At 42.7% G+C, this 16221-nt stretch carries 12 protein-coding genes; 1 reads left to right on the top strand and 11 read right to left on the bottom strand.

Translation table 11 applies throughout. The features are described from left to right. Window positions 1-126 precede the first annotated feature (126 nt). Complete coding sequence (rnhA, locus tag DCO56_RS10915) at window positions 127-621, top strand: ribonuclease HI (RefSeq protein ID WP_108633818.1); 495 nt, start codon at window positions 127-129, stop codon at window positions 619-621. Between the two features lie 189 nt (window positions 622-810). On the opposite strand, the gene DCO56_RS10910 is transcribed toward rnhA, so the two are convergent. The 11 genes from DCO56_RS10910 to DCO56_RS10860 all read right to left on the bottom strand — a co-directional run bounded on the left by DCO56_RS10910 (window position 811) and on the right by DCO56_RS10860 (window position 16153). Beyond that, a complete protein-coding gene (locus tag DCO56_RS10910; RefSeq protein WP_108633817.1) occupies window positions 811-2433 on the bottom strand; it encodes an arylsulfatase in 1623 nt (540 codons plus the stop codon). Window positions 2434-2535: 102 nt separating this feature from the next. Next, window positions 2536-4128 (bottom strand): arylsulfatase, encoded by a 1593-nt coding sequence (locus tag DCO56_RS10905; RefSeq protein WP_108633816.1) that lies wholly within the window; start codon window positions 4126-4128, stop codon window positions 2536-2538. A gap of 61 nt (window positions 4129-4189) precedes the next feature. Beyond that, window positions 4190-5659, bottom strand: a complete 1470-nt coding sequence (locus DCO56_RS10900; protein WP_108633815.1) for a RagB/SusD family nutrient uptake outer membrane protein — start codon at window positions 5657-5659, stop codon at window positions 4190-4192. Window positions 5660-5674: 15 nt separating this feature from the next. Then, window positions 5675-8728 (bottom strand): SusC/RagA family TonB-linked outer membrane protein, encoded by a 3054-nt coding sequence (locus tag DCO56_RS10895; protein ID WP_108633814.1) that lies wholly within the window; start codon window positions 8726-8728, stop codon window positions 5675-5677. A gap of 480 nt (window positions 8729-9208) precedes the next feature. After that, the gene (gene trxB, locus DCO56_RS10890) at window positions 9209-10165 is read right to left on the bottom strand and encodes a thioredoxin-disulfide reductase (RefSeq protein ID WP_108633813.1); all 957 of its coding nucleotides are present in this window, start codon (window positions 10163-10165) and stop codon (window positions 9209-9211) included. Between the two features lie 27 nt (window positions 10166-10192). Beyond that, window positions 10193-11146 carry a 3'-5' exonuclease gene (locus DCO56_RS10885; RefSeq protein ID WP_108633812.1) on the bottom strand — a complete coding sequence of 318 codons (954 nt, stop codon included), beginning with the start codon at window positions 11144-11146 and terminating at the stop codon, window positions 10193-10195. 72 nt (window positions 11147-11218) lie between these two features. Next, entirely contained in the window at window positions 11219-12541 is a 1323-nt protein-coding gene (locus DCO56_RS10880; protein WP_108633811.1) for a M16 family metallopeptidase, read from the bottom strand. Further along, window positions 12531-13790, bottom strand: coding sequence for a M16 family metallopeptidase (locus DCO56_RS10875; RefSeq protein ID WP_108633810.1), 1260 nt, complete (start codon window positions 13788-13790; stop codon window positions 12531-12533). The genes DCO56_RS10880 and DCO56_RS10875 overlap by 11 nt, the downstream gene beginning before the upstream one ends. 17 nt (window positions 13791-13807) lie before the next feature. Further along, window positions 13808-14707: an oxygen-dependent coproporphyrinogen oxidase gene (hemF, locus tag DCO56_RS10870; protein WP_108633809.1), complete on the bottom strand. Its 900-nt coding sequence runs from the start codon at window positions 14705-14707 to the stop codon at window positions 13808-13810. A 17-nt stretch (window positions 14708-14724) separates the two neighbouring features. Continuing rightward, entirely contained in the window at window positions 14725-15729 is a 1005-nt protein-coding gene (locus DCO56_RS10865) for an NAD(P)H-dependent glycerol-3-phosphate dehydrogenase (protein ID WP_108633808.1), read from the bottom strand. A 76-nt stretch (window positions 15730-15805) separates the two neighbouring features. Continuing rightward, window positions 15806-16153: a Rieske (2Fe-2S) protein gene (locus DCO56_RS10860; RefSeq protein WP_108633807.1), complete on the bottom strand. Its 348-nt coding sequence runs from the start codon at window positions 16151-16153 to the stop codon at window positions 15806-15808. Window positions 16154-16221 lie beyond the last annotated feature (68 nt).

Genomic DNA, 16221 nt, shown 5'->3' with positions numbered 1-16221 from the left:
TTACAGCGAAGACGCTCTTGCTAAACCGAATAACTCCTTGATATGATAGGCAGATTCTCAGAACATCGCATTGCAGCGCACAATTATAATTGTATTTCAACGCAAATTTATCTAAGTTTGGCGGGTATGATCGAATTATATACAGACGGGGCATCTAGTGGAAATCCAGGTCCGGGAGGGTATGGAACTATCTTAAGGACTATCTATACAGGCGACAATGAGGCGTTCAAGGGAAAATTAATTGAAAAGGAATTTTCAGGAGGATATAGAAAAACAACAAATAACCGTATGGAACTGATGGCCGTCATCGTAGGGCTAGAAGCATTAAAAAACTTAAATCAGGCCGTTACGGTATATTCCGACTCCAAATATGTCATTGATGCCATTGACAAAAAATGGGTATACGGATGGATCCAAAAAGGCTTTGCCGGCAAAAAAAATAAAGACCTGTGGATGCGTTTAATGAATGTTTATAAACTACATAAAGTCAAATTGGTTTGGGTAAAAGGCCATGCTGGCCATCCTTTGAACGAACGTTGCGACCGTTTGGCTGTGGCCGCATCCAAAGATAAGTCCAATTGGAAAATCGACACGGTATTTGAAGTCGAAGAAAACAAGTAGCAAGATAAAATTCAATGGGCGATATTGAGAAATGAGGCAGATAAATTTGGATATTGCTCCAGTTAGCGAAAAGGCACCCGATCCATTGGAACTTGGTGCCTTTTTTATAAAATAATGTAAAGTGAAACGGTTCAACCGCAATCAATCCGAAGCCTAAAACGTCTGTTTCATTGAAAAAGGGTTTGCTTCTTAAAAACGAAATGCTGGTGCAGCGATCTCCTGCACCTTACTTTCCCGAAACTCCTTCATACTACTCGGTTCCTTGCTTTCTAATTCAGCAAATTCCACCACCCCGTTATCCTTGGCCCAACGAAAATAAGCGGTAGATAGGCGCGATACTACATCGTGATGTTGTGCCGCAATATCTTTTCGTTCGCTCGGATCTTGTTCCAGATCATATAGTTCCCACTTGTAGGATGGCCAGGTGGACACCAACTTCCACTTCCCTATCCGTGCAGCACGGTTTCCAGCCCGCTCCCAAAAAAGACCTTCTTCACGCGTTACGGTATCCTGCTGATTGAACAGCACCGGAAGTAAACTTTTTCCGGGAAGCTTATTTGCCTGATGGCCTTGATATTCCTTGGGATAAATGGCTCCGGCAAGTTCATAGAAGGTTGGCGCCAGGTCGATGATATGGCCAGTTCCTTTTTTGATGCCACTGGCGATTTTCCCCGGAAACCAGGCGATAAATGGAGCATTGATCCCACCCTCGTAGGTGTAATCTTTAAATGCCCTGAACGGCGTATTTGATGCATAAGACCAATTTTTACTTTGTGATTCAAATGAACCTACCGTACCCACTGGCCCACTGTTCAATCGGGCGCCATGGAACCAACGGACGAGGTCCTCTGCAGGTGCACCATTATCCGACAGGAACACAATTAAGGTATTGTCTAACTGGCCATTTTCTTTGAGTTTTTGCAACAATTTACCGATTGTCTGATCCAGGCGGTCGACCATCGCAGCGAAAACTTCCATTTTTCTGGCCCACTGCTGTCTTTGATCAAAGGATAAGCGTTCCCAGTCGTAGATATCTTCGTCAGCAATGGAAAGTGTGGTCGTATTGTCAACTATCCCCAGTTCTTTTTGGCGCTTAAACCGTGCCCTACGGATGCTCTCCCAACCTTTATCATAGTATCCCTTATACTTGGCAATATCCTGTGGTAGAGCTACTAAAGGCCAATGCGGTGCCGTATGCGCTAAATATAGGAAGAACGGTTTATCCTGACCCTTGATCTGATCTAGAAAACCTTCGGCCTTCCGATTGATCACTTCCGTAGAAAAAGAACTTTCCAAGGGGTAGCCTGCAGCATCTGTTGCTTCTTTAAATGTCGGGGCTCCTGAATCTGAATTCTTTTCTTCTCTTGGAAAAACGAAATCAAAACCACGGTCCCAAGGTAGGCTCTTGCCTTTGCCAGACACATGCCATTTGCCTGATGTCGCGGTGACGTAGCCGTTGGCACGAAGAACTTCGGCAATCGTCAATGATTCAGCATTGAGATAACCTTGGTAAGCCGGTAAGCCCAAATCATTGGAAAAATACCCCACGCCAGCTTTATGCTGGTACTGACCTGTAATCAGGGATGCGCGTGTTGGCGCACAGATGGAGTTATTATAAAATTGTTTTAACCGTATTCCCTCGCTGGCCAGACGATCCAGATTGGGGGTTGCGATCTCCGATCCATAAGCACCCAAATCGGAGTATCCGAGGTCATCGGCAAGAATCAAGATAATATTCGGCTTGTTGCTTTGTGCCACAAGAGCACTTGCACCACCAAAAATAAGGGCAATACATAGTGTTAGTTTTTTCATTTGATAAGAATTTTTATATGTGTTTAGTCTCCACGATAAAGATGAACTCTCTTCACTCGGTACGAATACATCATCAGGGTTTTCATAGCCTATCTTTTATGCCTAGCGAAACTGACTGTTTATTTTCAGCAGTTTATAGTCCACTACCCCATTCTCTTTTGCCCAAAGCTTATAACGCGCTTCGAGATCTTCAACAATTTCCGGATATTGATCTGCGACATTATTGTTTTCACCCCTGTCCGCATCGATATTGTACAGCTGTGGTTTATTCCCCTCTTTGAATAAAGACACGAGTTTCCATTTACCATACCGTACGGCTTTGTTGCCGGCTCGTTCCCAAAATAATGGAGTCGGACGCTCAACCTGATTTTTATCGGTATGCAATAAGGCTCTCAGACTAATGCCTGGTAAGGGATTGATGGGTAAGTTGCCCTCTTTTGACGGATATTTTGCCTGGGCAAAATCATATAATGTCGGGGCGATATCAATCAGGTGTCCCGTACCTTTCTTAACAACATTGGCTTTCACTTCCTTTGGAAACCAGACAATAAACGGCGCACCGATACCACCTTCATAAGGATTATCTTTATAGCTCCGCAGGGGCGAGTTACCCGTTTGTGACCAATTGCTATTTTGCATATCATAGGAACCAGGCAACCCTACAGTCTCCGTATTCCGTGAGGTATAGATGCGGTTGCGATCACCGCCTTGTGCGCCGTTATCGGACAAAAAGATGATAATGGTATTCTTGTCTTTTTTCAGTTCCTTCAAGGTTTTTCGCACTTTTCCGATACTTTGGTCGACGCGATCGACCATGGCAGCGAACACCTGCTGTCGACGTTGCCAGTATTGCTGTTCGTCATAGGTGAGCTTGTTCCATTCCTGTACACTTGAATCCTTTGTCGAAATAGGCTGTCCTTTCGGAAAAACTCCACTTTGAACCGCATTTTCATAACGTTTCACACGCAGACTATCCCAGCCCTGCCGATATACGCCCTTGTATTTTTGGGTTTCTTCTTCCGGAGCCTGCAAAGGCCAATGTGGTGCGTTAAAGGCGAGATATAGAAAAAACGGTTTTTTATCCTGCTCTTGTTCACGCAGAAAGCCAATTGCCTGATCAGTAATCTCGTCCGTGAGGTAACGTCCTCGCTGTAGATAGAAAGGTTTATTATTTCGATACAAAGGCACGGTAGGATTTTCAGGTCCATTGATTTCATAAAAATTGGAAGCCCCACCCACAAAATTAAAGGAGCGTTCAAAACCACGTTGCGCAGGCCATTGGTCATAATCATCGCCAACATGCCATTTTCCGGAGATAATCGTAGAATAGCCCGCTCCTTTTAGTACTTCCGCCAGCGTCAGCGACTCGTGGTTTAAAAAGCCCTGGTATGCGGGCAGGCCAAGGTTAACATTAAAATACCCCATTCCCGCGCGATGTGCATATTGTCCTGTCAATAATGTTGCTCGCGTCGGCGCACAGATTGAATTATTATAAAACTCCTGGAAACGTGTACCCTGTTTTGCCAGCTCCGTCAAATTTGGGGTATGAAAATCTGTTCCGCCATAAGGCGCTATGTCTGAAAAACCCAAGTCGTCAACCAGAATTAATACAATATTTGGTCGTTTGTCCTGTGCAATACTCCTGTTCAGCGTCCAGCTTAGACAAAGTGCGATAAGAATGTATATTGTTTTCATAATTTATGATGTTTTGTAGTACGAATAAAAATAGAGTGTTCCATAACAGCGATACCATTCGTTATTTAGCCAACCAGTCTGGGTGTTGAACCAATTTTGGATTCAAATTCAGCTCCCGTTGCGGTGTTGGAAAATGAAGATGTCGCGCTGCAGCATTTGTTTTTCCTGCCGTTTTTAGTTTTGTGATGTAATAGTTTGCTCCACGACGTACCAAGTCAAACCAACGTTGGTACTCATAGACCAATTCCTTGCGTCGTTCCTCAAATACCAGTTCCCGAAAGCTATCTTTGCTTTCCGTATCAGACAGCTTTTCAACGCCAGCGCGTATACGGACGGCATTGATCGCATCACGCGCTTCCTGCGTTGGCCCATTTAACTCATTTTCCGCTTCTGCCAAAATAAGCAGGACCTCCGCATATCGTATGATGGGGGTATTCTTTGAAGACTGCGCCTGGTTGCCGACTACGGTCTGGTCATAATACTTATTGAATTGTGGTTTGGCTAGCGCATAATATTTTCCATCTGTGGGTGATATCATGCCAGTTGTAAATGTTACGGAAAGACGTTTATCAGTCAGCGCGAAGCTCTTGTACAGGCCACCTTCGGCATGTAAGGCATCGGCATAATCCCCATTGATACCGGGTATATCTGCCGGAGCGGAACGACTGGCCAATGAGTTCCCTTGATAGCCACTATTTCCTTTAAACTGTGCTGAAAAAATATGTTCAATACCATTTTTTTTATCGATATTGAAGACATCTGAAAAATCCGGAAAAAGTGCATATCCCTCTTTGTCAATCACATCCTTGGCTAACAATTTGGCATTAGTCCAATCCAATCGGGTCAGATATACCTTGGCCAGGAGGCTTTTAGCCGCACCGGATGTAGCACGACCTTTGTCCGCATCGCCATAATTCTTATAATTCGGGAGACTGGAGGCAGCTTTTAGATCGTTTATAATCTGTGCATAGACTTCGTCTTCTGAAGCTTTTGCCACGTATAATTCTTGTGCTGATAAGCCTTCTGTGGGACGTATGACAAGCGGAACAGGGCCAAACCAGCGCACCAGATTGAAGTAATGTAATGCACGCAAAAATTTAGCTTCGTTGACCAGACGTTGTTGTACCGTGGCATCGATCTGATTTTGGTTCATCGCTTCGATATTAATGATATTTAGATTTGACGCGTTAATGGCATCATAACTTTGTTTCCAGAGTTGTTCCATCCGATCGTTTGAGGCGTCGTGGGTTAAATTACTGATGGCGCGCACATGAGCATTTCGCGCCCGGGGTCCTGCTTCATAGTCATCTGTTGCCATCTCCACGCCGATCTGGAATAAGCTGTTGTACAACGATTGCCCCGTCTCATACAGTTTTCGATAAGTACCCGTTACTGCGGCCACTGCTTGCCCTTGATTCAGGTAAAACTGTTCGGAAACCAATGCACTTTCGGGCTTCTCGGTCAATTTTGAACAGGAGATTCCTGTTAACAAAACGAACAATAAAGGAATAGAATAATATAATTTTTTCATTGGGATCTGTAAAAATTAGAAGGTTAAGGATATACCAACAGAAACAGACTTAGCAGCCGGATAAATTCCAGCATCCGTACCAATCTGTACGTTGCTACCTGAGGTTACTTCAGGGTCAAATCCCCTGTAGCTAGTCCATGTCAATAGATTTTGTGCGGCCAGGTATAGATTCAAATTCGTAATATGTGCATTTTTCAACCATTCTTTCGGAAAGCTGTAGCCAAATTGCAGCGACTTCAGTCGCGCAAATGCTCCGCTTTCAACAAATTGATTCGAGAATACCGGAGCAGGGTCAAGTTTGGCTCTAGGATATAGCCGGCTTGGATTGTCTTTTGTCCAGCGGTTTAGCGCATCAATCGATGCGTTCTGTTGACCGGTAAACATCTCGAGGTTTTGGCGGTTGATATTCAGCAGGTCGTTGCCAACTGTTCCCTGAATCAGGAAAGATAAGTCAAATCCTTTGTAGGAAAGCGTATTACTGATACCAAATATAAAATCAGGCTGCGCGTTGCCGATGATGGTCCGGTCGTTGGCAGTGGTAAACTGGCCATCGCCATTGATATCCTTATACAGGCGATCGCCGGCTTTAGGATTTGCATTCCCCGTCAACGCCCCCTTACCATTCTCTTCACCCGATTGTAGAATACCATCGATAACAGTCCCATAAAAAGTACCCAAAGGTTCTCCAACTTTAATAATGTAGTTTCCAGCAACATAAGATGTGGCGCCTTCACCGATAGTTAACACCTTATTTCGGTTAAATGAGACATTTAGATCTGTATTCCAACTGAGGTTTCCTTGTAGATTTTTTGATTTCAGACCGAACTCTAAACCTTTATTTGAAACAGAACCGAAGTTTTGTAGTGAAGTGGCATAACCTGAGGTCCAGGGAATCTCCACATTCAATAAGAGGTCTTTTGTCTTTTTATAATAATAGTCGACAGTAAACTGTAATCGATTTCTCAAAAGTGAAAGGTCAAAACCGACATCATATTGAAAGGTAGTCTCCCAGCCCAGGTTCTTATTCGGCACCCGTTGTGACGCAAATCCTGTGATCACGTTATTTCCAAAGAGGTAATTTAAACTATACAAGGTAGAAAGTGATTGATATTGTCCTATCTCCTGATTTCCGGTTGTGCCGAAGCTAGTGCGTATTTTAAAATCATCAATACTGGGGAAAACCTGTTTAAAAAAGGGCTCGTTTATTATACGCCATGAGAACGCCAATGAGGGGAAGTTTCCCCATTTATTGTCAGCGCCAAATCTGGAGCTGCCGTCACGACGTACACTCGCCGAAACATAATATTTATTTGCATAATTATAGTTGACCCGCGCCAAATAGGAATGCAACACCCAATTATAGGTATCCGAGGTTGGTCTTGTGAGGATAGAGCCACTCTGCAGGTTATTGAAAAGCAAATCGTCTGTGACAAAATTCTGTGCACCGGCGCTGAACACTTCATTTTTATTTTCCTGCTGTGTAAAACCCAGCAACGCATTGAAATTATGTTGCCCGATAACTCCGGTATAAGTTAAGGTATTCTCATTCAGCCAAGAAGTGCCATTTAAATTTCCCAAACTTGCCTCCCCCTTTGATCCCGCACCTTCATAGATATAGGACGGAAGATAGAATTTGTCATTGCGGTTATTAAGATCAACCCCAAGAAGCACTTTCGCCTGTAGTCCTTTCAGAATACGGTACTGTGCAAAGGAAGTACCTAAGACACGTAAACCATTTGATGTGTTTGTGGTTTCTTTCAATGTCGCAATAGGATTAGCAAAGATGTTCTCAAAGGGATTGCGTAGGGTGTAATCGCCGTTGGGCTCGTATATTGTAGCCGTAGGCGGCATAATCAGCAGTGCATTTACGATACCTGATGGAGCGATTTGGGCATTTGTCTTATTAATCGATAAATTGGCTCCTACCTGCAAACGATCGAAGGGATTTGCATTGATGTTCGAACGGAATCCCAAACGTCTGAAATCTGTATTTATAATGACGCCCTCCTGATCGAAGTAATTTGCCCCCAGAAAATACTGCACTTTCTCAGCTCCTCCGGACAATGACAATTGATGGTTTTGTATTTTCCCGGTCCGAAAGGCCTCCTTTTGCCAATTTGTTCCTTCCCCTAATTGATCCAGCTCTGTCTGTTTCCGATATTGATTTTGACCCAAACTAGGGTTGGCATCATACAATGCCTCGTTTCGAAGAACGGCAAAATCATGGGCATTTAAGACGTCAATTTTCTTGAGCACACTTTGTGCACCGATACTACCATCATAGTTCAACTGTACATGTCCGGCTTTTCCTTTTTTGGTGGTCACCAAAATGACGCCGTTTGCCCCGCGTGAACCATATATTGCTGTCGCTGCAGCGTCTTTTAATACTTCAATACTTTCAATATCCGCAGGATTAATACTGGCCAGGGGATTCACGGGGGTTCCGCTCCCAACGCCCGTGCTTTCCGTCTGATTATAGACAGGAAAGCCATCGATGACATATAGCGGTTCATTTCCGCCCTGAACGGATGCACCGCCACGTATACGGATACTCACGCCGCCTCCGGGCTGCCCCGAAGTTTGCGTAACCTGAACACCAGAAATCCCACCTTTCAGGGTCTGATCGAGAGAAGACACAGGTTGCTTGAGCAGATTTTCCGGCAAGGATGCCACCGCTCCTGTCAAATCACGGCGTTTTTGGGTTCCGTAACCCACGACCACGACCTCCTCCAGATCCTCCGATGAAGGAGAAAGCTCAATAACAGCTGGTGAGGTATTTACGATGATCTTTTTCTTCTGATAACCAACAAAGGTTAAGATAAGCGAAAAAGGTAGTTTCTGCCCTGTGACAAATTGGAATTTACCATTGCGGTCTGTTTTTACACTATGTGTCACAGCTTCCAATTGTATGGTCACTCCTTCAATGGGCTCTTTGGTTGTCGCATCTATTACCGTTCCTATTAGGGACGCGTTGATGATCGGTTGAGGCTGCTGTGCTTGTACCGACGCAAAGTTATACAGCAAAAGCACAGCTAAAATAGCATACGAGAGTACACTGAAATTTTTCATTGTCAGTTCTATTTAATGTGAATACGAAAACAAGTGCCAACGCCATTGGTACTTTTGTTTTTTAAAACTCGGATTACTTGTTTAATGAAGCATAAACAAGAAAAAAGAAAGTGCTCAACGGCACATTCGCATTCGACAAATGAAAAGGAAGGAATTAGAAATCGGGCTAGTTTCCCAGTTGCTTACAGAAGCGGTTAGATAGTCGTTGTTCATACTTGTTCAAAATTTGTAGTCTATATTTTATGTTCGTTGCCAACGCCAATTGTTAACGACAGTACAAATATAAAAATAGTTTTCAAAAAGTCTACCAAATAAGTAGTCTTTTTGAAAACTATTTTTACAAGTTGAATCCATCTAATCGAATAGTTGTATGGAAAAAAAATGAACCCGATATTAAATCGGGCTCATTACTACAGATATGTTAATCCGTTTATTTTTGCGGGGACATATACCATTCGGAATTCCCTATTTTTCACCATTCTATTCTCCGCTTTCTTTGGCAGCAAGATATCTTTCTGCTTCAAGCGCTGCCATACAACCGGTACCGGCCGCAGTAATTGCCTGACGGAATATATTGTCCTGTACATCTCCACAGGCAAATACTCCTGGTATATTCGTTGCGGTACTATCTGGCTTAGTAATCAGATATCCTGTTTCGTCCATATCCAATACTCCTGTAAATAATTCCGTATTGGGTTTATGACCGATTGCCACGAAGAAGCCTGTTACGTCCAGATCTTTTTCAGACTGGTCTTTGTTGTTGATGACTCGGATTCCAGTCACTACCTGACCGTCACCTAAAACTTCTTTTGCTTCGGAGTTATAATGTACTTCGATATTTGGCGTGTTCATTACACGGTGTACCATCGCTTTGGAAGCTCTGAATTCATCACGACGCACCAACATATGTACTTTCGAACATAATTTTGCGAGATAAGTTGCCTCTTCTGCAGCAGTGTCGCCGGCACCTACAATCGCAACTTCCTGATTTTTAAAGAAGAAACCATCACACACAGCACAAGCTGATACGCCAAAACCGTTATATTTTTGTTCGGACTCCAAGCCCAGCCACTTCGCAGTTGCTCCTGTGGCAATGATCACCGTGTCTGCTGTAACTTGTACTGTTCCGTCTATTTCTACACGATGTACATCACCTGTAAAGTCTACTTTTGTCACATAACCAAAGCGCACGGAAGTTCCGAAGCGTTCAGCTTGCTCCCGTAAATCTTCCATCATAACTGGACCGGTAATCCCTTTTGGGTATCCCGGAAAATTGTCCACTTCTGTTGTTTGTGTCAACTGCCCCCCCGGTACAATACCTGTATAAACTACCGGCTTCATATCCGCACGAGCTGCATAAATTGCTGCAGTATATCCCGCTGGACCTGAACCAATAATCAAACATTGTACATGCTCCACTTCTTGTTTGAATTCCATAATCCTTTTTCTAAGCTATTAATAAAGTTATTTTTTAAATTTATCTTGCAATCCTTTCAGCATGTCCAGCGAGATACTTTGGGGTGCCTCTTCTTTTTGCTGATTGAATTCCTTTTTAGCAGTTTTTTTATCCTCTACCGAATGGGTAGGTGCCACTTTCGCTTTTTGCTCACTTTTTTCTTTCTTATATCTTATCCAGATATTTTCCAGTACTTTTTTGGTATATAAAGGAAAATCACCATTCTGCATCCAGGCATAATAACTAGGTTCCTGCTCAAATACTTCTACAATGGCCTTACCTTTGTGTTTACCAAAATTAATAGTTTCCAATCCGTCTTCGTTATATACAATCCTTCCGGCAAAATCCACGGGTTTACTTAAGTTTGTAAACTCATGTAATGCAGCCACATCATTGACGACGGGATATGAAACCACGCCATGACGGTCCTCGAATGCGGCCCCCTCATATTTAGTCAATTGCGCTTTCAACACTTCATAGGTAGCCCGCACATCTGCTTCGGCGGTATGCGCATTTTCAAGGTTCTCATCGCAATAGAACCTATAGGCTGCCTTTAATGTACGTTGTTCCATTTGATGGAAGATGTTCTGTACATCAACAAAGGCACGCCCTTCCAAAGAAAAATCTACGCCTGCACGTAAAAACTCTTCCATGAGCATGGGCACGTCAAACTTATTTGAATTATATCCTGCCAAGTCCGACTCACCAATAAAAGCGGCCAATTCTACTGCAATTGCTTTAAATGTTGGCGCATCTTTAATATCTTCGTCACGAATGCCATGAAAAAACGTTGATTCCGCAGGAATCGGTCTTTCTGGATTAATTTTCTTCGTATATACTGTTTCTTCACCACTGGGCATCACTTTCAAAAATGATACTTCTACAATTCGATCGGTCGCAACATTAACTCCTGTCGTCTCCAAATCGAAAAATACCAATGGTCTTTTTAATTTTAATTCCATGCTGGATCGTATGCTTTTTTTAACAAAAACCAAAAATACAAAGTTGGATTTGATTTTTGTAGTCTGTGAAATTTAATTTACAACCGCTTGATGAATCGGTTCGAATTGGTTGAATTTACCCACAACAACCTTTACCATTTGCTCAAAATCAAGGTATTTATCAGCAATATCACGAACTTTTTCGGGCGTCATATTTTTAACTTGCTCCATGTAATAAGAATAATACGTTAGGCTCATGTCGTTCAACAAAACACTCTTGAATTTATCAGCATGAGAAAATATACTCTCCAATGATCCCAATAGAGATCCTTCCATATACGTTTTCACCAAATCCACTTCCTCTTCCGAAGCCAGTGTGGTCTTCAGCAGATTGATCTCCTTCTCTATCTCGACTAAAGTTGCATTGGTTACATCAACACCAACTTCTGTAGCAATGGTTAAGAAACCCGTATGTTTTAACGTGGCCACAGCCGATCCGATACTATAGGTATAACCTTTTTCCTCGCGTATATTGCGCATCAGCCTTGAACCAAAAAAACCGCCTAACAGTGTATTAACAAACTGTAGTGCCGGGTAATCCGGATGCGTTCTCGAAATTGTCTGACTCCCCAAACGAATAGCCGATTGTAGCGCATTTTCCTTTTCTTCGTAAGCTAAACCGCTTGACTCCTGAATCAATATGGGACTCGCAGCAAGAACTGCTGCCTCAGGTCCTTGCCACTCAAAGCCAAAGATCTGTTCCAGCTCGTTGATGAGGTCATTAGAAACATTGCCTGAAACAATCAAGGTACAATTATTAGGTACGATTTCTTTGCGATACAGTGCCGTCAATTGCTCACGGTTAATGGCGTCATAATCGTCAAGTTTTGGTGTACGTCCATAACGATTATTTTCACCGAAGATCAGGTTGTAGAACTTGCGTCGCGCCAGGTAGTCATTTTTTTGAATAGATACCTGAAACTTTTGTTTATTATTACGAAGGTAAGTATCGAGCTCCTCCTGCGGAATCGATGCTTCCGTTAAAATATCTTTTACTAAGGGCAACAACACTTTGCTATGTCGATTCAATGTATACAACGACAAAGACGTCACGTCGAAAGAATATTCGGGAACAAGAAATGCACCATAAAAATCGACCTTGTCAGCAATCTCCGCACTTGACATCGTCGTTGTCCCCTCTTTGAGCAATGCACATAATGCACTATTTAGTAGCGGATTTTCATTTTGTTCATCGAGATACTTATTCTCAAAAATCCATTCAATACGGACAAGTTCTTGTTCAGGTGAATGAAACACATATACAGGTAAGCCGTTTGCAAACTGTTTTTTGACTGGTTGCTTCAAGCTTATATGAGCGATTTCGCGGAATTCGGGCGCTTTTGTTCTATCCAACATGACGTATCTCCTCCTCTTGTGCTTTATACATTAATATTGATGCGTTTTCAGGGTTAAAAATAGCTCTTGCTTGCTGCTGCACTTCCTCAGCCGTTACAGCCAGATATTTTGATACTTCTGTATTGATACCGTTGGCGTCACCGAGCAATTCATGGAACGCCAAATTCATTGCCTTATCCAAGATGGACAGCTCAGCAAACACATTTGTCGACTCGATTTTATTTTTTACTTTTTCCAGTTCTGCCTTAGATACCAATTCTTTTTTCAATAAATCGAGCTCTCCCCATACGGCACGTTCCGCTTCTTCCAATGTTATTCCTTCGGATGGTTTACCTTCGATCACAAACAAGTTATTATCAATACTACCCATTACGTAGGCATTTAATTCGCTAAAAACCTGTTCCCCTTTCACCAGTCTGCGATACAGTCTCGATGAAGAGCCTCTGGACAGGATATCCGAAAGTAAATCCATGGCAAAATAGCCTTCTTCCAGTCGTGCTGGACCATGAAAAGCCATATAGAGCGCATCTAAAGGTACCGGAGCAAAAGCAGTCTCCCTTCTTAATTCCTGTTGTACAGGCTCCTGTGGCAACTGGCGGTGATATTTTTGACCGGGTTCGATATCGGCAAACCATTTTTCAACCAAAGATTTTACTTCTTCATAATAAACATCTCCCGAAATCACCATAATCGCACTCTGCGGATTATAGTGTAGTTTGAAGAAAGCCTTGACATCCGCCATGGTTGCATCTTCGATATGTTTTAGTTCTTTCCCAATGGTAGCCCAACGATACGGATGCACCTTATAAGCCAGAGGGCGCAGCTTGAGCCAGGCGTCACCATAAGGCTGATTGAGATAGCGTTGTTTAAATTCTTCGCTTACCACATTTCGCTGCACTTCAAGACTCTGTGGTGAGAATGCCAGACTTAACATACGATCAGATTCTAACCACAGTGCAGTCTCCAGATTGGAAGAAGGCAACGTAATATAGTAATTGGTGATATCATTGCTGGTGAAGGCATTATTCTCTCCGCCGACTTTCTGCAGTTCGGTATCAAAATTAGGGATATTGACGCTACCACCAAACATGAGATGCTCAAACAAATGGGCAAAACCCGTCTGCTCCGGAGACTCATCGCGTGCGCCTACATCGTATAATATGTTCACACAGGCCATTGCCGTGTTATGATCTTCGTGTATCAATACACGAAGTCCGTTTTCTAATGTAAATTTTTGGTATGAAACCATGTAGTTTTTTTTCGATTTTATGAAATCCAGTTAATACCTTTTCGCAGTAAGGACAAGGTCTTGGCTTCTTCGGAGCCTTCTTCAGGTTGATGGTCATATACCCAATTGGCCTGGGATGGTAGACTCATCAATATGGACTCTATGCGACCATTTGTCTCAAGTCCAAATTTAGTACCGGAATCCCAGACTAAATTAAACTCAACGTAACGCCCGCGGCGGATCAATTGCCAATTTTTTTGTGCCTCATCGTACGCCCTATTTCTGTTTTTATCGACCAATGTGGTATAAGTAGGTGCAAAACTACGCCCTAAATCACAGGAAAATGCAAAAATATCCGCCATGGACATTCCTGTTTTCGCCGTATTTAACTTATCGTAGAATACCCCGCCTATTCCACGGGTTTCTTGTCGGTGGCGAATGAAGAAATACTCGTCGGCCCATTTTTTAAATTCATCGTAAAAAGTTGGATTATGTTTATCACAGACCGTTTTTAATTGCTGATGAAAAAACTGGGCGTCCGCTTCATTCACATAGTGTGGCGTCAGGTCAATCCCCCCGCCAAACCAGCGCATCTCCTCATTCAATTCAAAATACCGGATATTCATATGAATAATCGGTACCCAAGGATTATTGGGGTGAATAACAATGGAAACTCCGGTGGCAAAGAAATCATCTTCGTCTACGCCAAAAGCCTTCTTTATGCTCTCAGGTAGTTTCCCGTGCACAGCAGAAAAGTTGACTCCACCTTTTTCCAGGATATTTCCGTTCTGAATAATCCGCGTACGGCCGCCGCCCCCACCTTCTCTTTCCCATAGTTCTTCCTCAAATCGGGCCGAACCATCCAAACGCTCCAGCGCCTGGCATATTTCATCTTGAATTTCTTTATAAGCTAAAGCAATTGCTTCTTTTGTTATCATTTACTTTATCGCTACGTTTAAGTTAATTTTTCACTCAAAGCTTGAATAATTTTGGATGCGGGTTGATGTGCATATAAAATCTGATATACGGCATCACAAATAGGTAACTCGACAGCATACTTCTCTGCATATTCCTGAATGCAGGCCGAAGCATAATAACCTTCAGCCACCATATTCATTTCGAGTTGGGCAGATTGCACACTATATCCTTTGCCGATCATATTCCCAAATGTTCTGTTGCGGCTGAACTGTGAATATGCTGTGACCAACAAGTCGCCTAAGTAAGCAGAGGTATTGACATCCCGAGACGTGTCCCCATCTACTTTAGCGACAAACCGGCGCATCTCCCGAATGGCATTGGAAACCAGTACCGCCTGAAAGTTATCGCCATAGCCCAAGCCATGACATATACCGCCTGCAAGGGCATAAATATTCTTTAATACGGCTCCAAACTCTATTCCTATAATATCTTCCGAAAGGATCGTTTTTATAACCCGAGAAGATAAAAGCGAAGCAACCAAGGCAGCATTATCGAGATTTTTGCAGCCAAATGTCAGGTAAGACAGCTTACCCAGCGCCACTTCTTCGGCATGACAAGGACCACCTACCACACAGATCTGCCTTATATCGATGTCATAGCGCTGTTCCAAAAACTCACCGATGATCAAGTTATCCTTAGGAATAATCCCCTTGATGGCTGATACTACTATTTTATCTTTGAAATCTTCCTTGGTGATACCACTCAATGCATCTTTTAAATAGGCTGCTGGCGTATTTAAAATAACAATATCTGAATTGGCAACTACATTTTTTGCATTGGTATCAATGCTGGTAATACTCAAATCGACAGCAACGCCACTCAAATAGGTTGGGTTGTGTTTAAACTTTTGAATATATTCTGCATCTTCCTCTTTTCTAATCCACCAAAAAATATGTTTGTCTTGGTCATTTTCGCATAGCATCTTGATCATCGCTGTCGCCCAGCTCCCGCTACCTATTATACCAATCTTTTTCCCCTGCATGTTTTTAATTTGTTTTCGAAAGCAAATATACTTATTTACTGCTTAGATATGCGATTACATCGGGAGATATGATACTTTAGTTACTTTTAGAAGGGAGAAAATTTTGCCAAAAACCTTTCTCAATGCCTACAAAATGGGCACCGCCCTCCTGTTTAATAGGATAAATATGAATAAAGTCATGTTGAGCAGGGGCCCCTTTTCCCGTCACAAGATCAAATTCATGCCGATGAAAGGGACAGATTACTTTGCCCCGCTCACACCAGCCGTTTTTCAAAGGAGCTCCCGCATGCGGACATTTTCTGGAAAATGCATGCAATTGCTCTTCAAACCAAGTCAGGCAAATGGTTTTTCCGCCAAACTTATGTTCGGTTATCCCCTTATCCTTTAAAAATTGGGCCTCATCAATTTTGTACCACTGAAGCATACCACAAGATAGTTAAAAATTACAGTGAATTTTCTATCTTTGTGCAATTTCAAAAATTTGCACTATAT

This window comes from Sphingobacterium athyrii (assembly GCF_003071065.1).
GTDB lineage: Bacteria > Bacteroidota > Bacteroidia > Sphingobacteriales > Sphingobacteriaceae > Sphingobacterium > Sphingobacterium athyrii.
The sequence above is the reverse complement of the archived record's forward strand: the minus strand, read 5'-3'. Positions and strand labels throughout refer to the sequence as shown.

What these genes read in the sequence shown, in the direction of transcription:
- DCO56_RS10885 (WP_108633812.1), bottom strand. Translation starts at nt 11,146, where the DNA reads ATGGAATTAAAATTAAAAAGACCATTGGTATTTTTCGATTTGGAGACG.
- DCO56_RS10860 (WP_108633807.1), bottom strand. Translation starts at nt 16,153, where the DNA reads ATGCTTCAGTGGTACAAAATTGATGAGGCCCAATTTTTAAAGGATAAG.
- rnhA (WP_108633818.1), top strand. Translation starts at nt 127, where the DNA reads ATGATCGAATTATATACAGACGGGGCATCTAGTGGAAATCCAGGTCCG.
- DCO56_RS10895 (WP_108633814.1), bottom strand. Translation starts at nt 8,728, where the DNA reads ATGAAAAATTTCAGTGTACTCTCGTATGCTATTTTAGCTGTGCTTTTG.
- DCO56_RS10910 (WP_108633817.1), bottom strand. Translation starts at nt 2,433, where the DNA reads ATGAAAAAACTAACACTATGTATTGCCCTTATTTTTGGTGGTGCAAGT.
- DCO56_RS10905 (WP_108633816.1), bottom strand. Translation starts at nt 4,128, where the DNA reads ATGAAAACAATATACATTCTTATCGCACTTTGTCTAAGCTGGACGCTG.
- hemF (WP_108633809.1), bottom strand. Translation starts at nt 14,707, where the DNA reads ATGATAACAAAAGAAGCAATTGCTTTAGCTTATAAAGAAATTCAAGAT.
- trxB (WP_108633813.1), bottom strand. Translation starts at nt 10,165, where the DNA reads ATGGAATTCAAACAAGAAGTGGAGCATGTACAATGTTTGATTATTGGT.
- DCO56_RS10900 (WP_108633815.1), bottom strand. Translation starts at nt 5,659, where the DNA reads ATGAAAAAATTATATTATTCTATTCCTTTATTGTTCGTTTTGTTAACA.
- DCO56_RS10865 (WP_108633808.1), bottom strand. Translation starts at nt 15,729, where the DNA reads ATGCAGGGGAAAAAGATTGGTATAATAGGTAGCGGGAGCTGGGCGACA.
- DCO56_RS10880 (WP_108633811.1), bottom strand. Translation starts at nt 12,541, where the DNA reads ATGTTGGATAGAACAAAAGCGCCCGAATTCCGCGAAATCGCTCATATA.
- DCO56_RS10875 (WP_108633810.1), bottom strand. Translation starts at nt 13,790, where the DNA reads ATGGTTTCATACCAAAAATTTACATTAGAAAACGGACTTCGTGTATTG.